This window comes from Pseudomonas sp. 22082 (genome assembly GCF_052046055.1).
In the GTDB taxonomy this organism is placed as follows: domain Bacteria; phylum Pseudomonadota; class Gammaproteobacteria; order Pseudomonadales; family Pseudomonadaceae; genus Aquipseudomonas; species Aquipseudomonas pharyngis.
The window spans coordinates 1-12,124 of the sequence record NZ_JBQEQB010000020.1; the positions used below are offsets into that span (position 1 = coordinate 1).

Annotated in this window: 12 protein-coding genes and 1 tRNA gene; 9 read left to right on the plus strand and 4 right to left on the minus strand. The window is 59.1% G+C overall.

Going from position 1 to position 12,124, the window contains the following annotated elements; translation table 11 throughout:
* Positions 1-478: 478 nt before the first annotated feature.
* From ACTJK9_RS21480 to ACTJK9_RS21495, 4 genes are read left to right on the plus strand one after another with little or no spacing between them, the layout of a single operon-like run.
* Complete coding sequence (locus ACTJK9_RS21480; RefSeq protein ID WP_236189379.1) at positions 479-3,310, plus strand: xanthine dehydrogenase family protein molybdopterin-binding subunit; 2,832 nt, start codon at positions 479-481, stop codon at positions 3,308-3,310.
* On the plus strand, positions 3,303-3,842 hold the full coding sequence (locus tag ACTJK9_RS21485) for a (2Fe-2S)-binding protein (RefSeq protein ID WP_007956473.1): 540 nt from the start codon (positions 3,303-3,305) through the stop codon (positions 3,840-3,842). The genes ACTJK9_RS21480 and ACTJK9_RS21485 overlap by 8 nt, the downstream gene beginning before the upstream one ends.
* A gap of 2 nt (positions 3,843-3,844) precedes the next feature.
* On the plus strand, positions 3,845-5,080 hold the full coding sequence (locus ACTJK9_RS21490) for a c-type cytochrome (RefSeq protein WP_221399147.1): 1,236 nt from the start codon (positions 3,845-3,847) through the stop codon (positions 5,078-5,080).
* A 2-nt stretch (positions 5,081-5,082) separates the two neighbouring features.
* Complete coding sequence (locus tag ACTJK9_RS21495) at positions 5,083-6,054, plus strand: XdhC family protein (protein WP_440816057.1); 972 nt, start codon at positions 5,083-5,085, stop codon at positions 6,052-6,054.
* 52 nt (positions 6,055-6,106) lie between these two features.
* Here ACTJK9_RS21495 and ACTJK9_RS21500 read toward each other — a convergent pair whose 3' ends face one another.
* Positions 6,107-7,390 (minus strand): NAD(P)/FAD-dependent oxidoreductase, encoded by a 1,284-nt coding sequence (locus ACTJK9_RS21500; protein ID WP_440816060.1) that lies wholly within the window; start codon positions 7,388-7,390, stop codon positions 6,107-6,109.
* Positions 7,391-7,574: 184 nt separating this feature from the next.
* Here ACTJK9_RS21500 and ACTJK9_RS21505 point away from each other — a divergent pair.
* The 3 genes from ACTJK9_RS21505 (at position 7,575) to ACTJK9_RS21515 (ending at position 9,051) form a co-directional block, all read left to right on the plus strand.
* Positions 7,575-7,651, plus strand: a tRNA-Val gene (locus tag ACTJK9_RS21505).
* 141 nt (positions 7,652-7,792) lie between these two features.
* Positions 7,793-8,254, plus strand: a complete 462-nt coding sequence (locus ACTJK9_RS21510) for a GNAT family N-acetyltransferase (RefSeq protein WP_085612803.1) — start codon at positions 7,793-7,795, stop codon at positions 8,252-8,254.
* 341 nt (positions 8,255-8,595) lie between these two features.
* Positions 8,596-9,051: a DUF2214 family protein gene (locus ACTJK9_RS21515; protein WP_085612802.1), complete on the plus strand. Its 456-nt coding sequence runs from the start codon at positions 8,596-8,598 to the stop codon at positions 9,049-9,051.
* 206 nt (positions 9,052-9,257) lie between these two features.
* Here the strand turns inward: ACTJK9_RS21515 and csrA are convergent, their stop codons facing one another.
* Positions 9,258-9,452 (minus strand): carbon storage regulator CsrA, encoded by a 195-nt coding sequence (gene csrA / locus ACTJK9_RS21520; RefSeq protein WP_003179932.1) that lies wholly within the window; start codon positions 9,450-9,452, stop codon positions 9,258-9,260.
* Between the two features lie 250 nt (positions 9,453-9,702).
* On the opposite strand from csrA, the gene ACTJK9_RS21525 reads away from it, so the two are divergent.
* Together ACTJK9_RS21525 and ACTJK9_RS21530 are read left to right on the plus strand one after the other, a co-directional pair.
* Positions 9,703-10,068, plus strand: coding sequence for an SPOR domain-containing protein (locus ACTJK9_RS21525; protein WP_085612801.1), 366 nt, complete (start codon positions 9,703-9,705; stop codon positions 10,066-10,068).
* An 87-nt stretch (positions 10,069-10,155) separates the two neighbouring features.
* Entirely contained in the window at positions 10,156-11,058 is a 903-nt protein-coding gene (locus ACTJK9_RS21530; RefSeq protein ID WP_221399150.1) for a siderophore-interacting protein, read from the plus strand.
* Between the two features lie 54 nt (positions 11,059-11,112).
* Here the strand turns inward: ACTJK9_RS21530 and ACTJK9_RS21535 are convergent, their stop codons facing one another.
* Together ACTJK9_RS21535 and ACTJK9_RS21540 are read right to left on the minus strand one after the other, a co-directional pair.
* Positions 11,113-11,802, minus strand: coding sequence for an endonuclease (locus ACTJK9_RS21535; protein ID WP_064594862.1), 690 nt, complete (start codon positions 11,800-11,802; stop codon positions 11,113-11,115).
* 4 nt (positions 11,803-11,806) lie between these two features.
* On the minus strand, positions 11,807-12,076 hold the full coding sequence (locus tag ACTJK9_RS21540) for a DUF1654 domain-containing protein (RefSeq protein ID WP_371855269.1): 270 nt from the start codon (positions 12,074-12,076) through the stop codon (positions 11,807-11,809).
* Between the last annotated feature and the right edge of the window lie 48 nt (positions 12,077-12,124).

A 12,124-nucleotide genomic window follows, 5' to 3' on the forward strand; every position in this document is an offset into this window, starting at 1 on the left:
TAGAATACCGGCCTGTCACGCCGGGGGTCGCGGGTTCGAGTCCCGTCCGCTGCGCCATATCTGTTTCAAGGACCACTGAACGCCTTGAAACACCGAAAGCAACCTCTGGTTGATTCGGAATCGATAGCAAAGACCCTGGTCGAAAGACCGGGGTTTTTTGTGTCTGAAATTTGACCTCTCCCAAATTCCTCCCTTGTAGCCGGCGACGAACCCTAGCCGTGGCTCGTTCGATGCTGCCGGGCAATCTACCTGCGTCTCCGAGTCGCTGCGATGCAATGCCGCATTGATTTTTTGATTCTTTAGTCAAATTTTTGTAACTGGTTGTTTGCTGCGAGCTCAGAAACCTATAAAGTTAACCTTTCGGTCAGCTTTGCACTGTCATCACGCCCTTTGCTTCGTCAAAAAGGGCTTCTGCAAGACTCGAGATTCCCAGTAGATAACCAGAAGGGCGGATCCATAACCGCCCAGAGGATGATCCATGTCCAACCGTGAAATATCCCGGCGCTCGTTCCTTCAGGGCGGGCTGGTGGCGGGTGTGAGCGTTACGCTCACGCCGCTCAGCAGTCAGGCGCTCGGTGCCTTGATGGAAAACAGCGTGACCGTGCCGTCCGAGCAGTGGCTCGGCAACAACGGCAAGGCGCGTCAGCGTAACGATGCCTTGTCCAAGGTCTGCGGCAGCAAAGTGTTTGCCCGCGACATCCGTTCCAAGGACATGCCGGGCTGGCCCCAGCAGCAAGGCCACGCCATGTTGCTGAAAACCATCAAGGCTGACCGTATCTACGAAGGCTATGACCTGTCGTGGCTCGGCGCCGATCTGCAGCCTGATCGTATCGTTACCGCCGCCGACCTGGACAAGGACGGCATCGTGTTCCCCGAAGAGCACGCGCCGGATCCTCTGCTGCCGGAAGGTAAAGTACCGATGTTCATCGGTCACCCGGTCGCGATCCTGATCTGGAACGACTTCGAGCGTTTCCGCCAGGCCAAGAACAAACTCAAATTCAATGACAAAGCGATTCGTTACGGTGCGCAAGTGCCGTTCTACGAAGGCGATCCCTATGGCAGTTTCCGTTACGTGCGCGTCGGTGGCCCGACGTCGGCGGACGAAGACGAGTTCGCCAGCCTCAAGGATTCGATCCTGTTCCCGATGCTGAAGAACCGTCGCCCGGTGTGGAATTCCCAGCCGAACCTGCACGGCAACCTGACCGAGCGCGGCCTGTTCTACGCCGACCGCATGAAGAAAGAGATCGACACCCCGCCGGACAACTGGCTGGTGTTCGACGAACGCTACAAAACCCCGTCGATCGAGCCGGCCGCGATGGAACCGGACAATGGCAACGGCTGGTACGACCCGGCGACCAAGACCCTGCATTTCGTCGTCGCCACCCAATGTCCGCTGGAAACCGCCACCGAGACCGCGAAGATGATCGGGCCGTCGCGTTTCGGCCTGGCGAACCTGAACATGCACCCGGGTTACACCGTCGGTTACGGTTCCAAGGACCACAACATTTTCGTCTACTACGCAGCTTTGGCGGCGTTGTACGGCGCAGGTGTGCCGATTCGCCTGGCCAACGACCGTTACGAGCAATTCCAGAGCGGCATCAAGCGCCACCCGTTCGACATCCGCTATCAGTTGGCGGTGGACAAGACCGATCACAGCTTCAAGATTTTCCGTGCCGAGATGAGCGTCGACGGTGGCGGTCGGATCAACTACAGCCCGTCGGTGGCCGCCGTTGGCGCTACGGCGGCGCAGTCGATCTACTACATGCCGCAGAACGACCTGCAGGTCACCGCTTACCATTCCCGAGCGGTTGAAGCGGGTTCGATGCGTGGCTACGGCACGCTGCAGAGCATGGCCTCCACCGAGATGATGGTCGACGAAATCGCCGATCGCCTTGGTGTCGATGCCATCGATCTGCGACGCAAGAACGCGCTGCGCTCGGGGATGAAAAACACCCAGGGCGCGATCCCGGCCGGTGCGTTGCGCCTGCACGAGATTCTCGACAAGGCTTCGCTGCACGAAGTCTGGAAAAACCGCGACGCGATCAAGAAGCAGCGCGAAGCGGCGGATCCGGACAACTGGTATGGCGTGGGTTTCGCCATTTGCCAGAAAGACTTCGGCACCGGTTCCGAAGCGCCGATGGCCAGCATCGAGTTCACCGCTGACGGGCGCATTTCCCTGCGTCACATCGGTATCGAGATCGGCACCGGCATGTCCACCTCGCAAGCGTTAGTGGTGGCTGATTTCCTCGGCAGCGCGGCTCACGACGTGAAGACCGGCGAAACCGAGTGGGATGAAATGCAGCTGGTCACCGCCGGCAACCCTTACATCATGAGCCAGGCCGAACAGGACAACTTCCTGCGCAACCCGCGCTGGGTCGGCAAGCTGGCATCGGCCTCGTCCGCGACCAACTCCGCCTACTACTTCAGCCACGCCACCCGTGAAGCGGCGCGCGTGCTATTCAACCACGGTCTGTGGCCGGCGGCGCTGGAGATCTGGCGTCAGGGCCCTTACGGCGGCCAGGCCAACCCTTACGTGGTGCGTCGCGAAGATGCGCATTGGGTCGACGGCAAACTGACCGCCAACGGCATGCAGCCACTGACCTTCGAAGAGCTGGCCAAGCGTGCTCACGAGCGCGGTCTGGTCACTGGCGCCACGGTTCACGGTTTCAACCGCTGGAGCTGGGCCGAGGCCGAATACAGCATCGATGGCGTGCGCGAGCGTCTGCCGCTCGACGGTCTGGCGGTGAAGTACGGCGACGGCGCCCCGAAAGCGAAAAAGGCGCAAATGACCAGCGCCGGTTTCCATCTGCTGGATCGGCAGAACATCGCCTATCCGGTCGTCCAGTTGAACAACGCCGCCGTGACCTACTACAGCCCGGTCGCAACGCTGGTCGAGTTGAAGGTCAACAAAGGTTCGGCAGAAGTCGAAGTGCTCAACCATCACTCGTGGCTGGAATGCGGACGGGTGCTGGTCGAAGAACTGGTTCGTGGTCAGCTCGAAGGCGGGATCGCCATGGGCATCGGTCACGCCTTGATGGAAGAGATGCCGTTGTACGAAGGCGGGCCAGGGGAGGGTGACTGGAACTTCAACCGTTATCGCCTGCCGATGGCGCGCCATGTGGCGGTGTGGAAGCAGACGTCGGAAATCCTGCCGCCGCTGTCCCCAAGCGACCCGTCCAAAGGCATCGCCGAAGTGGTGATGATTCCGGTGGTCGGTGCCATCGGTAACGCCGTGGCCCACGCCATCGGTAAACGTGTTCGCGATCTGCCAATCACTGCTGCGCGCATCAAGGAGGCCCTCAATGGCTAACCGTCCGCTTCAACTGACCCTCAACGGTCAATCCGTCGGCCCGGTGGACATCCCTGATGACCTGCCGATGATCGATTACCTGCACGAATACAAGAACCTCACCGGTTCGCGCCTGGGCTGCGGTCAGGGCATCTGCCACGCCTGCGTGGTGATCGTCGACAACCCGGACGGCACCAGCGAAGAAGTGCGCACCTGCATCACTGGCGCGCATTACTTCGAGGGCAAGAAAGTCCGCACCATCGAAGGCCACGCCAAGCGTGACGAGCAAGGCCAGGTCACCGAGCTGAACCCGATCCAGCAGCGTTTTGTCGACGAATTCGCCTTCCAGTGCAGCTACTGCGCGCCGGGTTTCGTCAACGCCGCGACCGTGCTGGTGGAAAAGCTGCAACGCCAGCCAATCGTCAAAAGCAAACTGGAGCAAGTCATCGAGGACAGCCTCGGCCATCACGTCTGCCGTTGCACCGGGTACGTGCGTTACTACAACGCCACCCGCAACGTGCTGACTGATCTCGGCCTGGTCAAGGAGGGTTAAGCATGAAGCAATTATTGACCCGCCTGGCCCTGGCGGTCGGGCTGGCTGCACCTGTGTTTGCGGCGCATGCGGATGAACAGGTCAAGCGCGGTGAATACCTTGCCCGCGCCGCTGACTGCATGGCCTGCCACACGGCGCCGGGTGGCGCGCCGTATGCGGGCGGGCTGCCGATCGTGTCGCCGTTCGGCACGATCTACGGTACCAACATCACGCCGAGCAAGGAGCACGGCATCGGTCTCTACACCGATGAAGAGTTCTTCGCCGCGCTCACCGAAGGCAAGCGTCGTGACGGCGCCAACCTGTATCCGGCGATGCCGTACACCTCGTATCACTTGATGCCGCGTGCGGATTCGGATGCGATTCACGCGTATCTGAAAACCGTCGAGCCGATCGAGCGCGCCGCGCCGGTGACCAGTCTGAGCTTCCCGTTCAACGTGCGTCCGGGCTTGATTGGCTGGAACATGATGTACGGTAAAGCGTTGAAGCTGGAGCCTTCCGAAGGCAAAAGCGACGCCTGGAAACGCGGCCAGTACATGGTCGAAGTGCTCGGCCATTGCGGCGAATGCCATACGCCACGCGGCCTGCCGGGCGCGATGCAGTTGGATAAGCGCCTGACCGGCGGCATCCTTAACGGCTATCTGGCGCCGAGCCTGCTGGCAACCGACTTGGCGGCACGCGGCTGGAACCATCAGGACCTGAGCACGTTCCTCAAGCACGGCATGAGCGCCCAGGGCACGATGTTCAACGAGATGTTCCCGGTGTTCCACAACAGCACTCAGGGTCTGAATGATCCGGATCTGGCGGCGATGGCGACTTTCCTGCTGGGCGACAAGCCTCCGGCGGCGAAAGAACTGACCGAGGTGCCGGTGGAAAAACTCAGTGTCAGCGCCCAGCGCGGCCGTCAGGAATACTTGAACGTCTGCGCCGGCTGTCACGCGGCCGGTGGCGAGGGCAAACCGCACATCGCGGTGGCCATGCGCGGCAACACCACGTTGCGTCTGGAAGACCCGCGCAACCTGTTGCGCGTGATCGAGGATGGCATCGGCGAACAGAAATTCGCCGGGTTCGAACACATGCAGCCGATGCCGGGTTTTGCCGACAAGCTCAGTGCCGAACAACTGACCGATCTGCTGAACTACCTGCGTCAGGGTTGGGGTGGTCAGTCTGCTGAGTTGGCGGTGGGCGATGTGCAGAAGCTTCAGGCTGACGCCCCGTCCATCGAGCACAAGGCGCACTGATCATGCAGCATCTCGATCTGCAGGTTGTGCGTCGGGCGCTGGAGTGGTCGACGGCGGGGCAACGCATCTGGCTCTGCACCGTGCTGACCACCTATGGTTCGGCGCCACGCGCGCCAGGTTCGCTGCTGGCGGTGAACGACGGCGGGCAGTGGATCGGGTCGCTGTCCGGTGGTTGTGTCGAGGAAGACTTTCTCGAGCGCGTCGCCGAAGGTGCGTTTCTCGATGCGATCAACGTCGTGCGTTATGGCGAAGGTGACGATCCGCGTTCGCGGGTCAGCCTGCCGTGCGGCGGCATACTCGATGTGCTGGTAGAGAAATTTGACGCCGGCTGCGATGTGCAGGCGCACCTGCGTGAGCTCGAATCGGCGTTGCTCGGGCAGCGCCGGGTGATTCGCGAAGTCGATCTGACTACTGGTGCGCGTAGCCTGTTTACCGATCACGAGCAGGGCGCGCGAATCGAGCGTGAAATCGACCGGGTACGGATCCGCATCGGGGCTGCTCAGCGCTTGCTGCTGGCGGGGTATTCCAGCGTGGCGCAGGCCTGTGCGGAATTCGCGGTCGGTCTCGGCTTCGAAGTGATCCTCTGCGACCCGCGTGAAGAAGTGCTGAAAGACGTGGTGCTCAATGGCGTGGAGATTCGCCGGCAATTGCCGTCGGTGTTCATCGCCGATGGCGGTTGCCACCGTGATACCGCGGTGGTGGCCTTGACCCATGATCCGCGCATCGACGATCTGGCGATGATGGAAGCTGTGCGCACCGAGGCGTTTTACATCGGCGTGATGGGTTCGTTGCAGACTTCACAAAAGCGCTTCGAGCGTTTGCGTAGGGTTGGCGGTCTGGGGGAGAGCGAGCTGGCGCGAATTCATGCGCCGATCGGCCTCAACCTAGGCAGCAAGACACCGGCGGAAATTGCTTTGGCAGTGCTCGCGGATATCCTGCGGATTCGCAGCGGGATTGGGCGGGATCAGTTGTGATTGATGCTGGATGTAAAAGGGGCCGCTGTTCAGCGGCCCCTTTTTTCGCTCATCAGAAACCGAGCTTGTCGCGCAATCCGTAGTACCACGCGCCCAGTGCGGCAAACGGTGTGCGCAGCAGTTGCCCGCCGGGGAAAGGGTAGTGCGGCAGATCAGCAAAGGCATCGAAACGCTCGGCTTGTCCGCGCAGTGCCTCGGCCAATACCTTGCCGGCCAGGTGTGTGTAGGTCACGCCGTGGCCACTGCAGCCCTGGGAGTAATAGATGTTGTCGCCCAGGCGTCCGACCTGAGGCAGGCGCGACAGGGTCAGCAGGAAGTTGCCGGTCCAGGCGTAGTCGATTTTCACGTCCTTGAGCTGCGGGAAGGCCTTGAGCATTTTCGGGCGGATGATCGCCTCGATGTTTGCCGGATCCCGCGCGCCATACACCACACCGCCGCCGAAGATCAGACGCTTGTCGCCGGTAAGGCGGTAGTAGTCGAGCAGGTAGTTGCAGTCTTCGACGCAGTAGTCCTGCGGCAGCAGGGATTTCGCCAGATCATCGCCCAGTGGTTCGGTGGTGATGACCTGAGTGCCGCATGGCATCGATTTGGCCGCCAGCTCCGGCACCAGATTGCCGAGGTAGGCGTTGCCGGCGACGATGATGAATTTGGCTCTGACCTTGCCTTGCGGTGTATGTACGACCGGGTTGGCACCGCGTTCGATGCGCACGGCCGGCGACTGTTCGTAAATGGCGCCGCCCAGGGATTCAACGGCGGCTGCTTCACCGAGGGCCAGGTTGAGCGGGTGGATGTGGCCGCCGCTCATGTCGAGCATGCCGCCGACGTATTGATCGCAAGCCACCACTTCGCGAATGCGGCGTTGATCGAGCAGTTCCAGTTGCGTGTGGCCGAAGCGTTCCCACAAGCGTTTCTGCGATTCCAGGTGACCCATCTGCTCGGCGGTGAGGGCGGCGAATACGCCGCCGTCCTTGAGGTCGCACTGGATGTTGTATTTGCTGACACGCTCACGAATGATCCGGCCGCCTTCGAAGGCCATCTGCCCGAGCAGTTGCGCCTGTTTCGGGCCGACGCTGCGTTCGATCACATCAATGTCACGGCTGTAGCTATTGACGATTTGCCCGCCATTGCGCCCCGAGGCGCCGAAGCCGACCTTGGCGGCTTCCAGCACGGTCACGCGAAACCCGTTCTCCAGCAGGAACAGCGCCGAGGAAAGTCCCGTATAACCAGCGCCGATCACACAGACATCCGTCTCCACGTCATCCTGCAGGGCAGGACGTGGTGGTGCGGCGTTGGCCGATGCCGCGTAGTAAGACTCTGGGTAAGGGGTGTTCGCCATCCTGCAGCCTCTGTTTAATATATTTTACGAGTGCAGCGATCCTACCCCAGTTGAAAAACCTCCGCCAGCCACCGGGAAATCTTCTTGCGGCGGGTCGAAATTAAATATTTTGCATATTCATAGGGTTAGGTGAAAAAAAGGTGTTGACACCCCTCCGGAATTCCGTAGAATGCCGCCTCACAGCAGGCACGTAGCTCAGTTGGTTAGAGCACCACCTTGACATGGTGGGGGTCGTTGGTTCGAGTCCAATCGCGCCTACCAAACAAAATCCGCTCTGCTGGGCGGTCTGAAAGGGCTCACCGAAAGGTGGGCCTTTTTTGTTGTCTGCGATTTTCAGAACCTTTGCAAATTTCCGTTTGGTCGACCGCAGCTACACTTCGGCACATTTGCAGGGGTGTATTCATGAGTCGCCAATTCAGGCGCGCCAGTTCAGGCGATATCGAAAGCCTGTTGAAGATTGATCCTGTCGCTGAAACAGATAGCCGCCGTCGAGCGTGCATCGCGAGAGCAGTTGGGGCGCATGAGTGCTGGGTTGTCTGCGAGACTGACAATCCTGGCGTTCTTCTCGGCTACGGCTGTTTGGATCGAAGCTTTTTCGGTGAATGGTTCATATCCCTCGTGGTCGTCTCCAGTGCGAGCAGGCGTTCCGGCGTGGGTCGGCAAATCGTGAGTGGTCTGGAGCATCACGCTGTTGCAGGCAAGATCTTCACGTCGACCAATGCGTCCAACTTGCCGATGCGGCAGCTGCTGACAAATCTTGGATATCAGCATAGCGGAACGGTGGAGAACCTTGACCCGGGGGATCCTGAACTCATTTTTGTAAAATTCTTGAGCCGTGCGCGTATTGACTGCGATGGATTTTGATCCATTCGTCGCCGACTTTTGTGAGCGACCTTTTAAATAGTGTGGATATTTAAGGAGTTACGGATTTTATTAACCATTCGGTTATCAAAAATACGTTGTTACAAGACGAATAAATCAGTAATATCCGCCCCGCGTTCACCACCACGGTTTATGCATTTTTAAATCCCAAGCTTCCATCAGCTGCTTGGGATTTTTTTTGCCCGCGATTTGCCTTTCCCGCGCCTCTGCCAGTCTCTCGTCTCGCCCGCTTCCGTTTTTCCGGGAGGGGTGACAGGCAAGTCCTCATTTTTTCGACTACTACTGTCAGGCTGATTTCGCCTCTGCAGTACAGGAGTTCATCAATGCTGGTTCACTGGTTTCTTGCAGCGATTCATCTATTGGCATTTGCCATGGGCTTCTGGGCGGTGTTGACGCGTGGGACGGCCTTCAGTCGCCTGGCGTCCGGCTCGGGTGAGGTCGGGCGCGTATTGCTTGCCGACAATGTCTGGGGGCTCTCGGCGCTGGTGCTGCTCATCTCCGGCGGCATGCGCGCCTTTGCCGGTTATGAGAAGGGAACCGACTACTACCTGCATCAGCCGCTGTTCCATCTGAAGATGACGTTGTTTGTGCTGATTCTGCTTCTGGAACTGGTGCCGATGATCACTCTGATCAAGTGGCGCGTGGCCAAGGCGCGCGGCGCTATCCCTGACACGGGGCGTGCCAAGGTGTTCGCGCGGATCAGTCATGCGGAAGCGCTTCTATTGATATTGATGGTCGTGGCGGCCACGGGAATGGCGCGTGGCGTTACATTCGGCTAGGCGGGCGAGATTCCCATTCGCTATTCGGAAATATCCGACAGCCAACCCTTTGAATGACAGTTAGTATCGGTCGCGAGAAGGGTGAGGCGGGAAGGGGCGTGGCACGCGCCGTCACCAGGGAGGTGGGGGAATGGCAATACGGCGCTTGAATCTTTAGCCAGTCATTGCGCGCAGGCAAACGAACTGGCTACTGACTGCGGTAGGGCTCAGGGCGTTTGTGGCTTGTCCGGAGCGGTCAGGCCAGCCTGGATGCGCTGGTAGATCTCTTCCCGGTGCACTGCAACGTTCTTCGGAGCATTGATGCCGATTCGAACTTGCTGGCCGCTGACGCCGAGAATGGTGATCGTGATGTCATCACCAATGTTTATGCTTTCACCGACTTTGCGGGTGAGTATCAGCATGGTCTTCTCCTTGATTGCTTTGTAGGGCACCTGATTCAGACAGTGCAGAGGTCGGTGGTACGTATAGATTAGTGCGAAGTCTTAAAGTCTGGGTGCCTCTTTCTGACGCGCAGCAGCGGCATTAATTCCCAGCGCGTAACTATACAGGGGCTGTCAGCATCAATCTCGTCCTTTTGTGCCCATTTTGCGGGGCTCCGAAAGTATTCTCGAATGTTAAGATCGCCGCTTTGAAAAATCAGAGGGAAGCGTTGTGCGCAAATTGGTCTGGGTAGTCGCGGCACTGGCATTGGCAGGATGTGGCGAAGGCAAGAGTGTGGATGCGCAAAAAGCGAAACCGGCGGTGGTAGCGGCGCCTGTTGCGGTGGGGCCGCAGTGGGATCTGGAAGTGCGCGGTGAAACTCCCCAAGCCGTAAGCGACCTCAGCGGCTGGCTGATCGAGCATGCCTTTGTGGCCAGCGTCATCAAGGACGCCAGCGGCAAGACCCGGATCCTGCTTGGCCCTTTCAATTCGAAGGCTGACGCCGAGGCACGGCAGGCGGATGTGAACGCCGCGCTGATCAAGGCGAAGAAGCAGAACATCGAAACACTGGTGATCGAGCGCACGGTCGCTCAATAAGCGATCCATTCGGCGGAGCTGACTAAAGGGTGTCCCCCGTGATTCGTTTTTAAAGCAATCACTGAAGATACCCAGAAGGAGCTCCGCATGGCCTCCGCCAATCCTTACAAGTTGTTCGACGTTGTTTTGCGTCACAAGCATCAACTGAGTCCGCATCTGATGCGGATCACCCTCGCAAGCTCGGCGGTCACCGAGATGGCTGCGTGGGCGCCGGATCAGCGAGTGAAGCTGTTTTTCCCTGCAGCAGATGGCTCACCCGCCAGGCTTTCTCAGGGGGAGGGGTGGTACGCCCGTTTCCGCTCGATGCTGGTTGATCGTCGCCCGGCGATGCGCACCTACACCATCCGCCACTTGCGTGCCGAAGCAGGCGAAGTGGATATCGATTTCGTACTGCACGGCGAGACCGGTCCTGCCTCCCGTTGGGCCTTGCGAGCACAGCCTGGCGAGTCGATGCAGATTCTCGCCCCCGACAGCCGATTCACGGCACAAGAGGCGGGGGGATTTGAATGGAAACCTCCGCAAACGCTCAAGCAACTTCTGCTGGTCGCCGATTCCACAGCGTTGCCGGCCGCCATGGGGATTCTGGAAGAACTGGCGAGACTGGCTGAACCGCCGCAGACCCAGGCGTTTTTTGAGGTCGACAGTCGTGAAGACATGTTGGCGGTTCCTGACTGGCCCGGGCTTTTGGTGCAATGGCTGATTCGCGATCAGGCAGCTGCTGGTACGTTGATGGTGGAAGCCGTGCGGCAGGCGACGTTGCCTGTTGATGCATCGCCGGTTGGGCAGGCGGTCGAGCTGGCAGATGTCGACATCGAAGAAGAGATTCTTTGGGAGGTCGCCGAAACGGCCAGCGAGGGATTCTATGGCTGGATCGCCGGAGAATCAGCAGCGGTCATGAGTCTGCGCAAATACCTGATCAAGGAGCGTGGCATCCCTCGCGAATCACTCAATCTGATGGGCTACTGGCGTTACAACAAGTCCGGCGGTTGAGCACAAAAAAGGCCTTGAGTTTGTCGCTCAAGGCCTTTTCTTTTGATCAGGATATCAACCGCAGGCTTTCAGGTTCACCGGGCCGACAAATTCATTGCCGCGTCCCATCACGCACGCCACGCTCTGATTACGCTGGCGCTCCCAGTCTTGCACCGGGTAAGTCTTGTCCCAGGCTTCGTACAGTTGCCGATCCTGCTTCGACAAGCGCAAGCCGTATTGTTTGCTCATGTAAAAGTAGGTGCGGGCGATCATGCCGCGAATCGAAGGGCGGGGCATGACCTTCTTCGCCTTGAAGTCGACCTGAGTCAGGCATGAGCCGTACTGACCCTTTTCGACCGGCAACCAACCGTAGCTGAAATTGCTGCGGTCGCCATTCACCTCGCCGATGCTCGGCACCAGGTTGTGCAGGTCGGCTTCGGCTTTCTGATAGCTTGGGTCATAGCGGGTGCAATTCTTGCGACCGCCTTCCTGCCAGCATTGACGTTGATGGCCGAACTGCCACGCGGGAACGATGTGCTCCCATTCGATGCGGGATGCACGTTTGGCGTTCTTGCGTGGGACATAGCCACAGGCGGCCAGATCAACCTTGTTGCCAGTGTATTTGCACCCGCAATAAAACTCGGTGGATTGTGGGGCGTACAGTTTCCAGGCGACCTTCTTGGCCTCGGTGAACGTACGCGGCGCACCGGCTTGCGCGCCAATGGATATGAACAGCAGCAGCACAGCAGCAAAACGCAGAATCATTGAATCAATCTTCCTTCGGCACAACCCAGAAAATCTGTACGCCACCATCGTCGCGGTAGGCGAGGGTGACGTTGTCGTTCTCGTCGATCTCTTCCAGCAAGCGCTCCCATTCATCCGCCGGCTCGTCTGGAAGTCGGAAGATCAGCGCGGCTTTGGCTTTTTGTGCGGTGGGGGAGTTGATGATTTTTTGAACGCGCATGCCCATGCGTTCGTAAGCGTCAGGAGCATCAGGGGAAGTGGCCACGAGGTTATCCTTATTAAGCTGTACGTGCATACAGTATTTAACTGTAGGCATTTTCGCAACTGCTTAAAATTCAAGAAA